We start from the raw sequence: 17,204 nt of genomic DNA, 5'->3' as shown, positions 1-17,204 counted from the left end.
GGACGGCGGGCTTTGGCAGGATTCGCCACCGCACCTTCCCGGAGTGCGTCATTCCCTCCCAAAACAGGCGGCTGACCTGCGGGACCGCATCAATTCCAAGGTCGTTGCCAGCCTTTGGTGAAGCCTGTGGAGGGGTCGTGCAGACTGGCCGAATGCGTACTGACGTCGTTTCGGAACCCGGCGCCGCCGACCGCCCCAACGAGGACTTCGCCGGTGTCGGGCTTCCCGCCTCGGGGCAGGGGGGTTGCCTGATCGTCCTGGACGGGGTCACCCCGCCGCGGGACGGCACCGGGTGTCTGCATTCCGTCCCCTGGTTCACCGCGCGACTGGGCGGCGCGCTGACCGAACTGACCGTTTCGCGAGGAGATCTGACGCTGCGGGAGATCCTCGAACGGGCGATCGACCGCACGGCGGCCGCACACGGTGACACCTGTGACCTTTCTCACCCGCGTACGCCCCAGGCGACGGTCGTGCTGAGCCGCTGGTCCGAGGAGACGGTGGAGTTCCTGGTCCTGTCCGACTCCGCGCTGCTCCTGAGGTCCCCCGCCGGCACGGTCACCCCGGTCCTGGACGACCGGCTCGACCGCGTGCCCCGCGCCTCGCTCGCCTCGGACGCGATCGCCGACGCCACGGTCCGCAACCGGGAGGGCGGCTTCTTCACGGCCGCCGCCGACCCCTCGGTGGCCGCCCGCGCGGTCACCGGGACCGTGCCCCGCGCCGAGGTCCGCGCACTGGCCGCGCTCACGGACGGGGCGACCCGCTGGACGGAGAGGTTCCGCGAGGGCGACTGGACGGCCCTCCTCGACGTCGTCCGCAAGGAGGGGGCGCGGGCGCTGGTCGACCGGGTGCGGGAGCTGGAGGCGGCCGACCGGGAGGAGCGGGTGTTCCTGCGGCGGAGCAAGACGCACGACGACGCGACGGTGGTGTACGTCGAGCTGTGAGGCTCCCGGTGGCGACGTGACGGCGCGGCGGCATCACGGCAGCACGGCGCGGCGGCATGACGGCGTGGCGGCGTGGCGGCTACTTCGCCATGACGCCGTTCAACTGCTGCAGCAGCCGGGCCAGTTCCGCGACCTCGCTGCGGTCCCAGTGGGCGAGCTGGCGGACGTAGCGGCCGCGGCGGGCCTCGCGGACCGTGCCGACCCGGCGCCGGCCCTCGTCGGTGAGGGCGACCAGCCAGGCTCGCCCGTCGGCCGGGTCGGGCTCCCGGGCGATCAGGCCGAGCTCCTCCAGGGCGCGCAGCTGGCGGGACATGGTGGCCTTGCCGACGCCGATGTAGCCGGCCAGTTCGGTGGCACGCTGGCCGCCGCACTCGTCGAGCCGCACGAGCAGTCCGTACGCGGCGGACTCCAGGTCGGGGTGGACCTCCCGGGCCATCTCGCCCTGGCTGGCCCGGGCGCGGCGCAGCAGCACCGTCAACTCGCGCTCCAGGGCCAGGAACTCCTGGTCCGCGCCGCTCGGCGTCAACCCGGTGGCGGGGCGGTGTCCGTCGCCCTGTTCGTCCTCGTGCACGTCAGCACCCCTGATCGGTTTCACAGTCCTGAAAGTTTCCGTCAATCCCCGTCATCGCCGCAGCTCGCCAAGTATTCCGCAGGCTCAGACCAACGGCAGCCTCCGGACCCCCTTCCCCCGGGGTCCGCACCGTGCGTAGCGTCTGCACCCAGGAAATTGATGGCATGCCCACGCCAGCGGTTGGGGTCACGCCGTGTGACACCGCGTCGTGTCGCGCCGCGTAGACCGACCGCCTCTGGCATATCTGGGATCTTCACCTCACCCCACGGAGGCACGTCATGCCCGTGCACAGACCCACCCCCACACTCCTCACCACCCTCTTCACGCTGCTGCTCGCGGCGCTCTCCCCGCTCCCCGCCCACGCCGACGCGTCCGGCCCGGCGGTCCCGGTCCGCGGCTCGGCGTACATGGGCATCGGCGTCCTGGCCCACGACGGCCAGAGCGGCACGCCCAAGACCGGCCTCGCCACCCAGACCGAGGGTGTCGACGTAGCCAGCTACCAGGGCGACGTCGCCTGGCCGACCCTGCTGAGCAGCGGGGTCAGATGGGCGTACTCCAAGGCCACGGAAGGCACGTACTACACCAACCCCTACTTCGCCCAGCAGTACAACGGCTCCTACGACGTCGGCATGACCCGCGGCGCATACCACTTCGCGACCCCGGACACCACGGGCGGCGCCACCCAGGCCGACTACTTCGTCGACCACGGCGGCGGCTGGTCCCAGGACGGCCGGACCCTGCCCGGCGTCCTCGACATCGAGTGGAACCCGTACGGCGGAGCGTGCTACGGCAAATCCGCGAGCGGGATGGTCACCTGGATCACCGACTTCCTGAACCGGTACAAGGCCCGGACGGGCCGGGCCGCCGTCATCTACACGGCGACCAGCTGGTGGAAGGACTGCACCGGCAACTACAGCGGCTTCGGCGCCAACAACCCGCTGTGGGTCGCCCGGTACGCCTCGGACGTGGGCACGCTGCCGGCCGGCTGGTCCACGTACACGATGTGGCAGTACACCTCGACCGGACCGACGGTCGGGGACCACGACAAGTTCAACGGGGCCGTCGACCGGGTGGTCGCATTCGCCAACGGGTGACCGGCTGACGCGCAGGGCGAAGGCCCGGGTCCCCTCGCGGGGACCCGGGCCCTCTGCTTCCGGCAGCGTCCGTCACGCCGCTACCGGAACCTCCGGCACCGCGCCGTTCACGGCGGGCGCGAGCGCCAGCTCCAGGACCTGCCGGACGTCGGTCACGGCGTGGACGTCGAGCTTGTCCAGCACCTCGGCCGGGACGTCGTCCAGGTCGGCCTCGTTGCGCTTCGGGATGATGACGGTCGTCACCCCGGCGCGCTGGGCGGCGAGCAGCTTCTGCTTCACGCCGCCGATGGGCAGCACCCGGCCGGTCAGCGAGACCTCGCCGGTCATCGCCACGTCCGTGCGGACCAGCCGCCCGGAGAGCAGCGACGCGAGGGCCGTCGTCATCGTGATGCCGGCGCTCGGGCCGTCCTTCGGCACCGCGCCCGCCGGGAAGTGGATGTGCACGCCCCGGTCCTTCAGGTCACCGACCGGCAGTTCCAGTTCGGCGCCGTGCGAGCGGAGGAAGGACAGGGCGATCTGCGCCGACTCCTTCATCACGTCGCCCAGCTGACCGGTGAGGGTCAGACCCGCCGCGCCCGTCTCCGGGTCGGCGAGGGAGGCCTCGACGAAGAGGACGTCGCCGCCGGCGCCGGTGACCGCGAGGCCGGTCGCCACTCCGGGGACCGCCGTGCGCCGCTCGGCCGGGTCCTGCGCGGACTCGGGCACGTGGTGCGGCCGGCCGATCAGGGCCCGCAGGTCCTCGTCCTTGATCGTGAACGGCAGCTCCCGCTCGCCCAGTTCGTGCTGCGCGGCCACCTTGCGGAGCAGCCGGGCGATCGAGCGCTCCAGGGTGCGGACGCCCGCCTCGCGGGTGTACTCGCCGGCGAGCTTGCGCAGCGCGCTCTCGTCGAGCGTCACCTCGTCCTTGCCGAGACCGGCCCGGTCCAGCTGGCGCGGGAGCAGGTGGTCACGGGCGATGACGACCTTCTCGTCCTCGGTGTAGCCGTCCAGGCGGACCAGCTCCATACGGTCGAGCAGGGCCTCCGGGATCGCCTCCAGGACGTTGGCGGTGGCGAGGAAGACGACGTCGGACAGGTCGAGTTCGACTTCCAGGTAGTGGTCGCGGAAGGTGTGGTTCTGCGCCGGGTCCAGGACTTCGAGCAGGGCCGCGGCCGGGTCGCCGCGGAAGTCGGAGCCCACCTTGTCGATCTCGTCGAGCAGGACGACCGGGTTCATCGAACCGGCCTCCTTGACCGCCCGCACGATCCGGCCGGGCAGCGCGCCGACGTACGTACGGCGGTGACCGCGGATCTCCGCCTCGTCCCGGACGCCGCCGAGGGCGACGCGGACGAACTTCCGCCCCATCGCATGGGCGACCGACTCACCGAGCGAGGTCTTGCCGACACCGGGCGGGCCGACGAGGGCCAGCACGGCACCGCCACGGCGCCCGCCGATGACTCCGAGCCCCCGGTCGTTACGGCGCTTGCGCACCGCCAGGTACTCGGTGATCCGCTCCTTAACGTCCTCCAGGCCGGCGTGCTCGGCGTCCAGGATCGCCTTGGCGCCCTGGATGTCGTACGCGTCCTCCGTCCGCTCGTTCCACGGCAGTTCCAGCACCGTGTCCAGCCAGGTGCGGATCCACGAGCCCTCGGGCGACTGGTCGCTGGACCGCTCCAGCTTGTCGACCTCCTTGAGGGCGGCCTCCCGGACCTTCTCCGGCAGGTCGGCGGCCTCCACGCGGGCGCGGTAGTCGTCGGACTCCTCGCCGTCCTTCGCGGCGTCGCCGTTCAGCTCGCGCAGCTCCTTGCGGACCGCCTCCAGCTGGCGGCGGAGCAGGAACTCGCGCTGCTGCTTGTCGACGCCCTCCTGGACGTCCTTGGCGATGGTCTCGGCCACGTCCTGCTCGGCGAGGTGGTCGCGCAGCTGCTGGGTGGCGAGCTTGAGCCGGGCGACCGCGTCGACGGTCTCCAGCAGCTCGATCTTCTGTTCGGTCGTCAGGAAGGGCGAGTAGCCGGAGTTGTCGGCGAGCTGGGACACGTCGTCGATGGCCTGTACCCGGTCCACGACCTGCCAGGCGCCGCGCTTGCGCAGCCAGGCGGTGGCGAGGGCCTTGTACTCCTTGACCAGTTCGGTGACATGACCGGGCACCGGGTCCGGGACGTTCTCGTCGATACGGGTGCCCTCCACCCACAGGGCGGCACCCGGGCCGGTCGTACCGGCGCCGATGCGTACCCGGTAGCGGCCGCGGATCAGCGCGCCCGGGTCGCCGTCGGCGAGGCGGCCGACCTGCTCGATGGTCCCGAGCACACCGGTGCCCGGGTAGGTCCCGTCGACACGCGGCACCAGCAGCACCCTGGGCTTGCCGGGCTCGGTGCGGGCGGCGGCCTGCGCTGCCTCCACGGCGGCGCGTACATCAGCGTCCTTCAGGTCCAGCGGGACCACCATCCCGGGCAGCACGACCTCGCCGTCGAGAGGCAGCACAGGGAGGGTGAGTGATGCGGACGTCGAAGCCATGATCTCCCCTTCGGCAGTCAACTTGAGTTATGCCGACTCAATGCATGTGAGCCACCGAATGTTCCCAAGCGTGCGTTCGCTGTCAGCGATCGGCTGCCGACCTGGCCGTACGGGGGATACGGCGGATGCGTACACCGCGAAAAACAGTTGATCGGCACGGGCGCATTCCCCGTACGGTCGGCCGGTGACCGACACCGACACCACCGCGGCCTGGCTCGCCGCCTACGACGCCCAGATGCGCGCCGTCCAGCCCGTCCCCGCGCCCGGCATCACCTACGAGCACGACGGGCCCGTCCTCCGGGTCGTGGGCCAGCACCGCGGCTTCGTCACCGGACCGCGCGACTGGGGCGGCGTGCGCGGCCCCGAGCTGGACGCGCTGATCGCCCGGCAGCGGGACTTCTTCGCGGCGCGCGGCGAGGCGGTGGAGTGGAAGACGCGCGGGCACGACGACCCGGCGGACCTCCCCGACCGGCTGCGGGCGGCGGGCTTCGTGCCCGAGCCGCAGGAGACGGTCGTGGCCGCCCCGGTCGCGGACCTGGCCGTGCAGTCCCCGGCGCTCCCCCCGGAGGTGGTCCTGCGCCGGGTCACCGCCGACGCGGACCTGGAGCGGATCGCCGCGCTGGAGACCGCCGTGTGGGGCGAGGACATGGCGTGGGTCGCCGACTACCTCAGGGGCCGGCTCACGGTCGCGCCCGACGACAACGAGGTGTTCGTGGCCGAGGCGGCCGGCGAGGTCGTGTCGGCGGCCTGGGTCGCCTTCCGCCCCGGCACGGACTTCGCCATGCTGCTGGGCGGCTCCACGCTGGCCGAGTGGCGCGGCAAGGGTATCTACCGCGCCCTGGTGGCCCTCCGCGCAACCCGCGCGGCGGCCCGCAACGCGCCCTACCTCCTCGTCGAGGCCTCCGACGACAGCACCCCGATCCTGAAACGACTGGGCTTCACAGCAATGACAACGACAACGCCGTATGTGTGGACCCCGACCGCCTGAAACGCGCCCCAAAGGGGCGCGGGGCTGTATTCGATATGCGGCTACCGCCGCGTGGGCGCGAACAGCCGCGGCGTTGCCCCCCCGGCCCGCTGAAACGCGCCCCAAGGGGGCGGGGGGAACTGCGCGAGCCACCACAGCGCACCCGCACCCGGCAACCGCCCGGCACCCACTACGGCAAGTGGCCCCGCCAGGCAGGCACCGCCGGACAACGCCGTCGGCGCTGGGCACCGTTGCGGAGGGAAGAGAAGAAGGGCCGGCATCCGCCTCCCACGCGACTGCCATGACTCCGCAAGGCCACCGCTACACCACCGCAACGCAACTCACAGGAAAGAAGCCGAAACTGCCAGCAGATTCACAGTGAACGGCGGCGGCACACAACGGGGCTCGGGGGAAACATGGTTGAGAAGCAGTCGGCGCCCAGGCGGCCGGCACGGCGTGCCGTGCTCACCGGCGCCGCCGTCGTCGCGGCCGGCGCCACCGTCCCGTTGACCCTGCGGGCCATGGACGACGGCCCCGGCTCCCCCACCCCCGCCCGCACCGCCCCCGCGGCACCGGTCGCCAGCCGCCCCCCGGCGGCCCCGGCCTCGCCGACCTCGACGGCCTCCCCTCTCCCCCGCACGGACCCGCGCCCGAACATCCTCCTGGTCCTCACCGACGACCAGCCGAAGGAGACGGACTGGGCGATCCGCCGTACCGCCGACTGGCTGGGCGGGCAGGGCGTGACCTTCACGCGGGCGCACGCCAACACCCCGCTCTGCGCGCCCTCGCGGGCCTCGATCATGTCCGGGCGGTACGCGCACCACCACGGTGTCCTCGACACCCGCCACCCGTACCACCTCGACCAGCACACCACCGTGCAGCGCCAGTTGCGCGAGGCCGGCTACCGCACCGGCCTGTTCGGCAAGTACCTCAACTACTGGCACACCGGCGACAACCCGCCGCACTTCGACGAGTGGCTGCTGCAGGAGCCCGTGGCCTACTACGACGGCCACTACAACGACAACGGCACCGTCCGGAACATCCCCGGCTACAACACCACCGTCATCCGGGACCGCGCCCTCGCCTTCATCGACAGGTCCCGGACCGACACCCGGCCCTGGTTCGCGTACGTCGCCACCCGCAGCGCGCACGAACTCAACATCCCGGAGCGGAAGTACGCGGACGCGCGCGTGCCGGAGTGGCCGGGCCGGCCATCCGTGTACGAGGGCGACAAGACCGACAAGCCGCCGTTCCTGCGCACCGCGCAGCACACGTACGACCAGGGGAAGGCGCTGCGCGGGCGCCAGTTGCGCACCCTGCTGTCGGTGGACGACGCGATGCGGGACTTCCAGGACAAGCTGCGCGCGCTGGGCCAGCTGGAGAACACGCTCGTGCTGTACACCAGCGACCACGGGCTGTGCTGGGCGGACCACGGCTGGCTGCGCAAGTCGGTGCCGTACCGGCCGAGTCTGGAGGTGCCGTTCTGGCTGTCCTGGCCGGCGCACGGCCTGGGCAGGGGCACCGTCGACGACCGGCTCACCGGGCATGTCGACATCGCCCCGACCTTCCTGGACGCGGCCGGCATCACCCCGGACACCCCGCACGACGGCCACTCGCTCCTCGACGCCCGCAACGACCGCGACCTCCTCCTCGCCGAGTGGTGGTGGAACCGGCAGGACAAGGAGCCGATCCACACCTGGGCCACCCATGTCGGCAGGTCCACGCAGTACACGGAGTACTACCGCACCCGCCTCGACGGGCAGGGCCGGCCCACGCAGGGCGACGGCGCGGTCCTCTTCCGCGAGTTCTACGACCTGGCCGCCGACCCGTACCAGCTCACCAACCGCCTGCACGGCGCCACGGCCGAAGAGGAAGCGGCCCTCGGCATCCCGGAGTTGGCGCAGGGCCTGGCGGCGGCGCGGCGCGCCTGAGGGCTCAGCCGACGACGGCGACAGGGGCGGCGCCGGGGACGGCCGGGTCCTGGGTCCGCTCCTGGGCCCGCTCCTGCCGCCAGCGTCGTACCACCGGCCAGAGCGTTGTCCCGATGGCCAGCGCGATCACGTGGCCCCAGTCGGTCATCGGGTCCTGGAAGGCGATGAGGTCGGTGACGAGGCTGTAGCCGACCAGGGCGAGCAGCGGCCAGCGGAGCCAGGGGGCGAGGAGGCCGGAGAGCGCGCCGATGCTGGCGGCCACGCCGAAGCTGATGCCGTAGTCGAGGCGGTGCAGGGAGGTGTCGGGGAGGTGGCCGGCCAGGACCGCGAGGCCGACCGGTACCTCGGTCGCGAGCGTCGCGAGGACATGGCCCGTCAGGAAGACGAGGATCGCGCGGGCACCCCCTATCCGCCGCTCCAGCGCGGTCAGGACGAGCACGAAGGCCAGGGCGAACGGCGACAGCAGCCCGCCCGCGATCCACAGCGCACTGGCCAGCAGGACGAAGACCGGGGTGCGCAGCAGGTGCGCGACGTCGGTGCTGGAGTCCTGGTAGAGCGCGTGCAGCAGGCCGGGACTCGCACAGCTCGCGAAGAGCGAGGTGAGGGCCAGGAGCGCCGTGTAGGTGAAGGTGACCGGGGTGCCGGTGGGGGTGGGGAGCAGCCGCCAGGGCAGCAGGCGCCTGGCGATCGGGCGCCAGGCGTACGACGGGAAGGCGGGGCGGGGGGTTGCCCGGGCGGGGGTCGCGACCGGGCCGCGCTGGCGGGGCACGCCGTCCAGGAGGGCGGCGACGTCCCCGGCGGGAAGGGGCTCGGGCGTGGGCGTCGATGAGGCCCTCGCGGTCCGTTCCACGGTGAGGCGCTCCTTCCGTTTCACCCCACCCTTCGCCGTGCCAGGAGGCGCTGTCTATGACCGAGGCCACCCGGGGGACGATTCACAGGATTTTCTGAAGAATCAAGAGGGGTCAGGAGGAACCATACGAGCCGCCTCCGGTCACCCTTGGGCGCGAAGCGCCGGGCGGCCCCTCGAACGGGTGACACCCGTGCGGCTGCCCGCCACCCGTAATTCGCGTGGCCGCAAAGCCCTGTTGGGGCAGGATGGCCGCCATGACCAGCTCAGCCTCCGCAACCTCCGCACAGGTCGGCCCCACTGGTTCTCCCGTCGTCCTGGACCGGCGCGAGGGGCCGTACGGCGAGGTGGTGCTGCGCAGACACGGCGAGCTCCTGCAGATCATCGCCAACGGCTGTTTCCTGATGGACACCTCCGACGGCCGCTCGGAGCGGTTGCTCGTGGATGCCGCCCGCCAGGCGCTGGACGGGCGGAGCGAACCGGCGGTGCTGATCGGCGGGCTGGGCGTCGGGTTCTCGCTCGCCCATGCCGCACAGGACCCCCGCTGGGGGCGGATCACGGTCGTGGAACGGGAGCCGGCGATCGTCGGCTGGCACCGGGACGGCCCGCTCTCCCCGTTCTCCGCCCGTGCGTTCGACGATCCGCGGACAACGATCGTCCGGAGCGATCTGGTTACTTACGTCCATGAGACATCGGACACGTTCGACGCACTGTGCCTGGACATCGACAACGGGCCTGGCTGGACCGTCGACGAGGGCAACGAGGGGCTCTACTCACCGGCCGGACTCGCGGGCTGCGCAAGGGTGTTGAGGCCGGGCGGGGTACTGGCCGTATGGTCGGCGCAGCCCTCTGCGGAATTCGAGGGATCCTTGCGGAATGCCGGGTTCCAACGGGTGCGTACCGAAGAGATCCCGGTTGCCCGGGGCGTTCCGGACGTCGTTCACCTTGCCGTCCGCCCTGGATAGCGAGTGCGCCTCCTGTCACCGTAATGTGCATCCCTGACGCGGATCATTCAAGCGTCAATCGCAGTCATGGGATCACCCCACTGGTTCCGGAAAGCACACAGGGGCGGGCGATGGAGCAGACACACACCTCGCACAACGGCACGGCGACGGCCACTCCGGGCGCCCAGCGCCGGGTTCTGGTCGTCGAGGACGACCCCACGATCGTCGACGCCATCGCGGCCCGCCTGCGCGCCGAGGGGTTCCTCGTGCAAACAGCGGGCGACGGTCCGGCGGCCGTCGACACCGCCGAGGCCTGGCAGCCCGACCTGCTGATCCTCGACATCATGCTGCCCGGCTTCGACGGTCTGGAGGTCTGCCGGCGCGTGCAGGCCGCCCGTCCGGTGCCGGTGCTGATGCTCACCGCGCGGGACGACGAGACCGACATGCTGGTCGGCCTCGGGGTCGGTGCCGACGACTACATGACCAAGCCGTTCTCCATGCGGGAGCTGGCGGCCCGCGTCCACGTGCTGCTGCGGCGGGTGGAGCGGGCGGTCGTCGCGGCCTCCACGCCCCGTTCCGGCATCCTGCGCCTCGGCGAGCTGGAGATCGACCACGCACAGCGCCGGGTCCGGGTGCGCAGCGAGGACGTCCACCTCACCCCCACCGAGTTCGACCTCCTGGTGTGCCTGGCGAACACCCCGCGCGCGGTGCTCTCCCGCGAGCAGCTGCTCGCCGAGGTGTGGGACTGGGCGGACGCCTCCGGCACCCGCACGGTCGACAGCCACATCAAGGCGCTGCGCCGGAAGATCGGCGCCGAGCGGATCCGCACCGTGCACGGTGTGGGCTACGCCCTGGAGACACCGACGCCATGAGCGGGGGGCCGGCCGGACCGAGAGACCCCGCGGAGGAGCCCTGGGGCGCCGTACGCCCGTTCTCGATCAAGACCAAGCTGGGCGCGCTCGTCGTCGTCTCGGTGCTGATCACGACCGGTCTGTCGATCGTCGCGGTGCACACCAAGACGGAGCTGCGCTTCATCACGGTCTTCTCGATGATCGCCACACTGTTGATAACGCAGTTCGTGGCCCATTCGCTCACCGCGCCGCTGGACGACATGAACGCGGTGGCCCGGTCGATATCGCAGGGCGACTACACGCGCCGGGTGCGGGAGAACCGCCGGGACGAGCTGGGCGACCTGGCCGAGACGATCAACGTCATGGCCGACGAGCTGGAGGCCCAGGACCGCCAGCGCAAGGAGCTGGTCGCGAACGTCTCGCACGAGCTGCGCACGCCCATCGCGGGGCTGCGGGCCGTCCTGGAGAACGTCGTCGACGGCATCGCCGAGCCGGACACCGAGACGATGCGCACGGCCCTGAAGCAGACCGAGCGCCTCGGGCGCCTGGTCGAGACCCTCCTCGACCTGTCCCGGCTCGACAACGGGGTCGTACCGCTGCGCCAGCGCCGTTTCGAGGTGTGGCCGTACCTCTCCGGCGTGCTGAAGGAGGCCAACATGGTCGCCGGGGCGCGCGGGAGCATGGCCTCGGGCTCCGGGAACCACACCCGTACCGACGTCCACCTGCACCTCGACGTCTCGCCGCCCGAGCTGACCGCGCACGCCGACCCGGAGCGCATCCACCAGGTGGTGGCGAACCTCATCGACAACGCGGTCAAGCACAGCCCGGCGCACGGCCGGGTGACCGTGAAGGCGCGGCGCGGGCCACAGCCGGAGTCGCTGGAGCTGGAGATCCTGGACGAGGGGCCCGGCATTCCGCGCTCGGAGTGGCACCGCGTCTTCGAGCGCTTCAACCGCGGCTCCGTACGGCGGCCGCACGGTCCGGGCAGCGACGGCGGCACGGGGCTGGGGCTGGCGATCGCCCGGTGGGCGGTGGATCTGCACGGCGGCCGGATCGGCGTGGCCGAATCCGAGCGGGGCTGCAGGATTATCGTCACTCTCCCGGGGCCTTCATCCGTGCCAAGTTGACGTAAAGTTCGATCCGGAGCCTCAAGATCCACCTGTGGTCGGCACGGCCGTCCGCACCGCCGGACACGTGTGATCAGGTGCGGCACCCGCGCATGTCGGGCCGGGTGCCGGAGCGAGGTGATCACCGGCGCGGCCGAGCCATGCCCGGTTCCGTCCTCTCACAGCGCAACCGCGTTTGTTTCCCGCCATATCAAGCCCCGAAACACAGTTTTCGATGTGACTTACGCGACGATGAACCGGCCCGACCTGACCTTCGCGGTCTTGGAGGCGTAGCCTTTATTCCCGCTGTCCATAACCTTGTGAAGCGGAAGAGGGCGGTTGCCGCCGTGTCGCCACAGTCCCCCAGTAACTCGAGCTCCCCCACCCTTCGGGCGGGAGGTGCCCCCACGACCGACGCAGACCAAGCGGGCAAGAACCCCGCAGCCGCGTTCGGACCGAACGAGTGGCTCGTCGACGAGATCTATCAGCAGTACCTCCAGGACCCGAATTCGGTAGACCGAGCCTGGTGGGACTTCTTCGCCGACTACAAGCCGGGGGCGCCCGCCGCCTCGGCTCCGGCGGGTACCGCGGCCGCGGGGGCCGCGGGCACCATCTCCACGACACCCGCGCCGGCCCAGCCGGCGGCTCCGGCGCCCGCCGCGGCCGCTCCCGCCGCCCAGGCGCCCGCTCAGGCCGCCCCGGTCGCGCCTGCCGCCCCCCAGGCCGCAGCGCCCGCTCCGGCGCCCGCGAAGCCCGCCGCCGCCGCTCCGGCCCCGGCTCCGGCCGCCGTGAAGCCGGCACCGGCCGCCGCCGCGAAGGCCGCGCCCGCCGCCGCTGCGCCCGAGGGTCCCGATCTGGTCACCCTGCGTGGTCCCGCCGCCGCCGTCGCGAAGAACATGAGCGCCTCGCTGGACGTGCCGACCGCCACCTCGGTCCGCGCGGTCCCGGTGAAGCTGCTGTTCGACAACCGCATCGTCATCAACAACCACCTCAAGCGCGCCCGGGGCGGGAAGATCTCCTTCACGCACCTGATCGGCTTCGCGATGGTGCAGGCCCTCAAGGCCATGCCGTCGATGAACTACTCGTTCGCGGAGAAGGACGGCAAGCCGACCCTGGTCAAGCCGCCGCACGTGAACTTCGGCCTGGCCATCGACCTGGTGAAGCCCAACGGCGACCGCCAGCTCGTCGTGGCCGGCATCAAGAAGGCCGAGACCCTGAACTTCTTCGAGTTCTGGCAGGCCTACGAGGACATCGTCCGTCGCGCCCGCGACAACAAGCTGACGATGGACGACTTCACCGGTGTCACGGTCTCCCTGACCAACCCCGGCGGCCTCGGCACCGTCCACTCGGTCCCGCGCCTGATGCCCGGCCAGTCGGTCATCATGGGCGTCGGCTCCATGGACTACCCGGCGGAGTTCCAGGGCACCAGCCAGGACACCCTGAACAAGCTCGGCATCTCGAAGGTCATGACGCTCACGTCGACCTACGACCACCGGGTCATCCAGGGCGCCGCCTCCGGCGAGTTCCTGCGCGGCGTCGCGAACCTCCTGCTCGGCGAGAACGGCTTCTACGACGACATCTTCGAGGCCCTGCGCATCCCCTACGAGCCGGTCCGCTGGCTCCGGGACATCGACGCCTCGCACGACGACGACGTCACCAAGGCCGCCCGCGTCTTCGAGCTGATCCACTCCTACCGGGTCCGCGGCCACGTCATGGCCGACACCGACCCGCTGGAGTACAAGCAGCGCAAGCACCCCGACCTGGACATCACCGAGCACGGTCTCACCCTGTGGGACCTGGAGCGCGAGTTCGCGGTCGGCGGCTTCGCCGCCAAGTCGATGATGAAGCTGCGCGACATCCTCGGCGTGCTGCGCGACTCGTACTGCCGCACCACCGGCATCGAGTTCATGCACATCCAGGACCCGAAGCAGCGCAAGTGGATCCAGGACCGCGTGGAGCGCCCGCACTCCAAGATGGAGCGCGAGGAGCAGCTGCGGATCCTGCGCCGCCTGAACGCGGCGGAAGCCTTCGAGACCTTCCTGCAGACGAAGTACGTCGGCCAGAAGCGCTTCTCCCTGGAGGGCGGCGAGTCCGTCATCCCGCTGCTCGACGCGGTGATCGACTCCGCGGCCGAGTCCCGCCTGGACGAGGTCATCATCGGCATGGCCCACCGCGGCCGCCTGAACATCCTCGCGAACATCGTCGGCAAGTCGTACGCGCAGATCTTCCGCGAGTTCGAGGGCAACCTCGACCCGAAGTCGATGCACGGCTCCGGCGACGTGAAGTACCACCTGGGCGCCGAGGGCACCTTCACCGGCCTGGACGGCGAGCAGATCAAGGTCTCGCTGGCCGCCAACCCGTCCCACCTGGAGACGGTCGACCCGGTCATCGAGGGCATCGCCCGCGCCAAGCAGGACATCATCAACAAGGGCGGCACGGACTTCACGGTCCTGCCGGTCGCGCTGCACGGCGACGCGGCCTTCGCGGGCCAGGGCGTGGTGGCCGAGACCCTGAACATGTCGCAGCTGCGCGGCTACCGCACCGGCGGCACGGTCCACATCGTCATCAACAACCAGGTCGGCTTCACCGCGGCCCCCGAGTCCTCGCGTTCCTCCATGTACGCGACGGACGTGGCCCGCATGATCGAGGCCCCGATCTTCCACGTGAACGGCGACGACCCGGAGGCCGTGGTCCGCGTGGCCCGCCTGGCCTTCGAGTTCCGTCAGGCGTTCAACAAGGACGTGGTGATCGACCTCATCTGCTACCGCCGCCGCGGTCACAACGAGTCGGACAACCCGGCCTTCACCCAGCCGCTGATGTACGACCTGATCGACAAGAAGCGCTCGGTGCGCAAGCTCTACACCGAGTCCCTGATCGGTCGCGGCGACATCACCCTGGAAGAGGCCGAGCAGGCGCTGCAGGACTACCAGGGCCAGCTGGAGAAGGTCTTCACGGAGGTCCGCGAGGCCACCGCGCAGCCGGCCGCCGCACCCGCCCACGAGCCGCAGGACGGCTTCCCGGTCGCGGTCCCGACGGCGATCTCCACGGAGGCCGTCAAGCGCATCGCCGAGTCCCAGGTCAACATCCCGGACTACTTCACCGTCCACCCGCGGCTGCTCCCGCAGCTGCAGCGCCGGGCGGCGATGATCGAGGACGGCACGATCGACTGGGGCATGGGCGAGACCCTGGCCATCGGCTCGCTGCTGATGGAGGGCACCCCGGTGCGCCTCTCCGGCCAGGACTCGCAGCGCGGCACCTTCGGCCAGCGGCACGCGGTCCTGATCGACCGGGAGACGGGCGCGGACTACACCCCGCTCCTCTACCTGTCCGAGGACCAGGCCCGCTACAACGTCTACAACTCGCTGCTCTCCGAGTACGCGGTGATGGGCTTCGAGTACGGCTACTCGCTGGCCCGCCCGGACGCGCTGGTGATGTGGGAAGCCCAGTTCGGCGACTTCACCAACGGCGCCCAGTCGGTCATCGACGAGTACATCTCGGCGGCGGAGCAGAAGTGGGGCCAGACCTCCGGCGTCACGCTCCTCCTCCCGCACGGCTACGAGGGCCAGGGCCCGGACCACTCCTCGGCCCGCATCGAGCGCTTCCTCCAGCTGTGCGCGCAGAACAACATGACGGTCGCGATGCCGACCCTCCCGTCGAACTACTTCCACCTCCTGCGGTGGCAGGTGCACAACCCGCACCACAAGCCGCTGGTCGTCTTCACCCCGAAGTCGATGCTGCGCCTCAAGGCGGCGGCCTCGAAGGCGGAGGAGTTCACGAGCGGGCAGTTCCGCCCGGTCATCGGCGACGCCTCGGTCGACCCGAACGCGGTCCGCAAGGTCGTCTTCTGCACCGGCAAGGTCTACTACGACCTGGAGGCCGAGCGGCAGAAGCGCGGCGTCACGGACACCGCGATCATCCGCCTCGAGCGCCTGTACCCGCTGCCGGGTGCGGAGCTCCAGGCCGAGGTCAACAAGTACCCGAACGCCGAGAAGTACCTGTGGACCCAGGAGGAGCCGGCGAACCAGGGTGCCTGGCCGTTCATCGCGCTCAACCTGATCGACCACCTGGACCTGGCGGTCGGCGCCGACGTCCCGGCCGGCGAGCGCCTGCGCCGCATCTCGCGCCCGCACTCGTCGTCCCCGGCGGTGGGTTCGGCGAAGCGCCACCAGGCGGAGCAGGAGCAGCTGGTGCGCGAGGTCTTCGACGCATAGGCCTCACCGGCATGCCGAAGGGCCCGGTTCCCCGTTGCGGGAGCCGGGCCCTTCGGCGTCCGCCTAGGCTGGTAGACGCCCACCACCGGGCACCCACACATGCAGGCAGCAGGAGAGCAACCCATGTACTTCACCGACCGGGGCATCGAGGAACTGGAGAAGCGGCGCGGCGAGGAAGAGGTCACCTTCGAGTGGCTCGCGGAACAGCTCCGCACCTTCGTCGACCTGAACCCCGACTTCGAGGTCCCGGTGGAGCGCCTGGCGACGTGGCTGGCCCGTCTGGACGACGAGGACGAGGAGTAAGCGCCCCCCAGCCTTCGGCTGGGGGAGGAACTGCGCGACCAGCCCCCACCGGCCCGGCCCGCAGCCGAAGTGCAGGCCGACCGTGGCTCAGTCCCGCGGAAACACCGTCTCGTACGACAGCTCCAGCGCCCCGTGCACGGTCAGCAGCGCTCCCACGGCAGCCCACCCCACGCTGCGCCGCCGCATCCCCCACGCGGCGGCCGGCAGCCCCACCGCCACCTCGGCCAGAGCCAGCCGATGAGCCCTCGGCAGCCCTCCCTCCGCCCCGCCGCCCGCGACGCCCTCGACATGCCGTACGCAGGCCCCCGCGCCGACCACCTCGCAGAGGCGTTGGCCCGGTTCGCCGGGCGCGAGGTCCTCGGGCAGTGCCACCCCCGCGCGCGTGAGGACAGCCGTCAGCCCGCGCAGCCGGGCGCCCGCGTCGGCCGCCGGATCCGGCGTGGTCAGCCGGTCGAGGTACTCCATGTCCAGCACCGGGTCCAGCCCCAGACGCGCCGCGAACGTGTGCATCGCCTCGGTCTCCCCGGCCGGGGTGCCGTCGGCGAGCCACACGTAGCCGACCGGGCGGCGGAACCCCGCGGCGAGGGTGAAGCCGGCGCGGTCGGCGTCCCACCACAGCCCGAGCACCGGCCAAGCGGAACCCACGGCGAGTGCGGTGGCCCAGCCGGTCAGGACGCGGTCGACGGGCTCGCCCGCGCGCAGCCACGGCGTGCCCTCGGGGACGAGCAGGCTCCACTCGCCGGCCTCGGTCAGCAGCATCCGTTGCCGCAGCAGAGCGGCGAGCGGGGTGACGGCGTCGGGAGCGGCCCGGCAGAGCAGCAGGGCACCGGAGGAGGGGGCGGGGGCAGGCCGGGAGACGGCCTTCGATTCGTCCGTCGGCATGAACACACGCTAAGCAATTCACCCGGTTATCGCCCGATATAGGGCTTCACCGGCCCTCGTGAA

The 17,204-nt window shown here is 71.3% G+C and carries 13 protein-coding genes; 9 read left to right on the top strand and 4 right to left on the bottom strand.

Annotation, left to right across the window (positions count from 1 at the left end; translation table 11 throughout):
• Positions 1 to 152: 152 nt before the first annotated feature.
• A complete protein-coding gene (locus tag ABZ887_RS18350; protein WP_361290096.1) occupies positions 153 to 941 on the top strand; it encodes a hypothetical protein in 789 nt (262 codons plus the stop codon).
• 79 nt (positions 942 to 1,020) lie between these two features.
• Here ABZ887_RS18350 and ABZ887_RS18345 read toward each other — a convergent pair whose 3' ends face one another.
• Positions 1,021 to 1,512 carry a MarR family transcriptional regulator gene (locus ABZ887_RS18345; RefSeq protein WP_361290093.1) on the bottom strand — a complete coding sequence of 164 codons (492 nt, stop codon included), beginning with the start codon at positions 1,510 to 1,512 and terminating at the stop codon, positions 1,021 to 1,023.
• A gap of 278 nt (positions 1,513 to 1,790) precedes the next feature.
• On the opposite strand from ABZ887_RS18345, the gene ABZ887_RS18340 reads away from it, so the two are divergent.
• The gene (locus tag ABZ887_RS18340; protein ID WP_361290090.1) at positions 1,791 to 2,606 is read left to right on the top strand and encodes a lysozyme; all 816 of its coding nucleotides are present in this window, start codon (positions 1,791 to 1,793) and stop codon (positions 2,604 to 2,606) included.
• Positions 2,607 to 2,678: 72 nt separating this feature from the next.
• Here ABZ887_RS18340 and lon read toward each other — a convergent pair whose 3' ends face one another.
• Positions 2,679 to 5,099 (bottom strand): endopeptidase La, encoded by a 2,421-nt coding sequence (gene lon / locus ABZ887_RS18335; RefSeq protein WP_361290087.1) that lies wholly within the window; start codon positions 5,097 to 5,099, stop codon positions 2,679 to 2,681.
• 235 nt (positions 5,100 to 5,334) lie between these two features.
• On the opposite strand from lon, the gene ABZ887_RS18330 reads away from it, so the two are divergent.
• Entirely contained in the window at positions 5,335 to 6,087 is a 753-nt protein-coding gene (locus ABZ887_RS18330) for a GNAT family N-acetyltransferase (RefSeq protein WP_361290454.1), read from the top strand.
• A 395-nt stretch (positions 6,088 to 6,482) separates the two neighbouring features.
• Complete coding sequence (locus ABZ887_RS18325) at positions 6,483 to 7,997, top strand: sulfatase (RefSeq protein WP_361290084.1); 1,515 nt, start codon at positions 6,483 to 6,485, stop codon at positions 7,995 to 7,997.
• Positions 7,998 to 8,001: 4 nt separating this feature from the next.
• Here the strand turns inward: ABZ887_RS18325 and ABZ887_RS18320 are convergent, their stop codons facing one another.
• Positions 8,002 to 8,847 carry a rhomboid-like protein gene (locus tag ABZ887_RS18320; protein ID WP_361290081.1) on the bottom strand — a complete coding sequence of 282 codons (846 nt, stop codon included), beginning with the start codon at positions 8,845 to 8,847 and terminating at the stop codon, positions 8,002 to 8,004.
• Between the two features lie 254 nt (positions 8,848 to 9,101).
• Here ABZ887_RS18320 and ABZ887_RS18315 point away from each other — a divergent pair, with 254 nt between their 5' ends.
• The 5 genes from ABZ887_RS18315 (at position 9,102) to ABZ887_RS18295 (ending at position 16,259) form a co-directional block, all read left to right on the top strand.
• Positions 9,102 to 9,809: a spermidine synthase gene (locus tag ABZ887_RS18315; protein WP_361290078.1), complete on the top strand. Its 708-nt coding sequence runs from the start codon at positions 9,102 to 9,104 to the stop codon at positions 9,807 to 9,809.
• Positions 9,810 to 9,919: 110 nt separating this feature from the next.
• Complete coding sequence (locus ABZ887_RS18310; RefSeq protein ID WP_361290075.1) at positions 9,920 to 10,660, top strand: response regulator transcription factor; 741 nt, start codon at positions 9,920 to 9,922, stop codon at positions 10,658 to 10,660.
• Positions 10,657 to 11,766 (top strand): HAMP domain-containing sensor histidine kinase, encoded by a 1,110-nt coding sequence (locus ABZ887_RS18305; RefSeq protein WP_361290072.1) that lies wholly within the window; start codon positions 10,657 to 10,659, stop codon positions 11,764 to 11,766. Before ABZ887_RS18310 ends, ABZ887_RS18305 begins: the two co-directional genes overlap by 4 nt.
• 326 nt (positions 11,767 to 12,092) lie before the next feature.
• Positions 12,093 to 15,956, top strand: a complete 3,864-nt coding sequence (locus ABZ887_RS18300) for a multifunctional oxoglutarate decarboxylase/oxoglutarate dehydrogenase thiamine pyrophosphate-binding subunit/dihydrolipoyllysine-residue succinyltransferase subunit (protein WP_361290069.1) — start codon at positions 12,093 to 12,095, stop codon at positions 15,954 to 15,956.
• Positions 15,957 to 16,079: 123 nt separating this feature from the next.
• Positions 16,080 to 16,259: a DUF6104 family protein gene (locus ABZ887_RS18295; protein WP_023586593.1), complete on the top strand. Its 180-nt coding sequence runs from the start codon at positions 16,080 to 16,082 to the stop codon at positions 16,257 to 16,259.
• A gap of 87 nt (positions 16,260 to 16,346) precedes the next feature.
• Here the strand turns inward: ABZ887_RS18295 and ABZ887_RS18290 are convergent, their stop codons facing one another.
• Positions 16,347 to 17,141: a hypothetical protein gene (locus ABZ887_RS18290; protein WP_361290066.1), complete on the bottom strand. Its 795-nt coding sequence runs from the start codon at positions 17,139 to 17,141 to the stop codon at positions 16,347 to 16,349.
• Between the last annotated feature and the right edge of the window lie 63 nt (positions 17,142 to 17,204).

It is taken from the genome of Streptomyces sp. NPDC047061, assembly GCF_040643955.1.
GTDB lineage: Bacteria > Actinomycetota > Actinomycetes > Streptomycetales > Streptomycetaceae > Streptomyces.
Note: the sequence above shows the minus strand (reverse complement) of the source record. Positions and strands in the feature narration are given on the sequence as shown.

Excerpts from the sequence above, each read along its gene's own strand:
- ABZ887_RS18330 (WP_361290454.1), top strand. The coding sequence starts at position 5,335 with ATGCGCGCCGTCCAGCCCGTCCCCGCGCCCGGCATCACCTACGAGCAC.
- ABZ887_RS18295 (WP_023586593.1), top strand. The coding sequence starts at position 16,080 with ATGTACTTCACCGACCGGGGCATCGAGGAACTGGAGAAGCGGCGCGGC.
- ABZ887_RS18340 (WP_361290090.1), top strand. The coding sequence starts at position 1,791 with ATGCCCGTGCACAGACCCACCCCCACACTCCTCACCACCCTCTTCACG.
- lon (WP_361290087.1), bottom strand. The coding sequence starts at position 5,099 with ATGGCTTCGACGTCCGCATCACTCACCCTCCCTGTGCTGCCTCTCGAC.
- ABZ887_RS18315 (WP_361290078.1), top strand. The coding sequence starts at position 9,102 with ATGACCAGCTCAGCCTCCGCAACCTCCGCACAGGTCGGCCCCACTGGT.
- ABZ887_RS18310 (WP_361290075.1), top strand. The coding sequence starts at position 9,920 with ATGGAGCAGACACACACCTCGCACAACGGCACGGCGACGGCCACTCCG.
- ABZ887_RS18290 (WP_361290066.1), bottom strand. The coding sequence starts at position 17,141 with ATGCCGACGGACGAATCGAAGGCCGTCTCCCGGCCTGCCCCCGCCCCC.
- ABZ887_RS18325 (WP_361290084.1), top strand. The coding sequence starts at position 6,483 with ATGGTTGAGAAGCAGTCGGCGCCCAGGCGGCCGGCACGGCGTGCCGTG.
- ABZ887_RS18305 (WP_361290072.1), top strand. The coding sequence starts at position 10,657 with ATGAGCGGGGGGCCGGCCGGACCGAGAGACCCCGCGGAGGAGCCCTGG.
- ABZ887_RS18350 (WP_361290096.1), top strand. The coding sequence starts at position 153 with ATGCGTACTGACGTCGTTTCGGAACCCGGCGCCGCCGACCGCCCCAAC.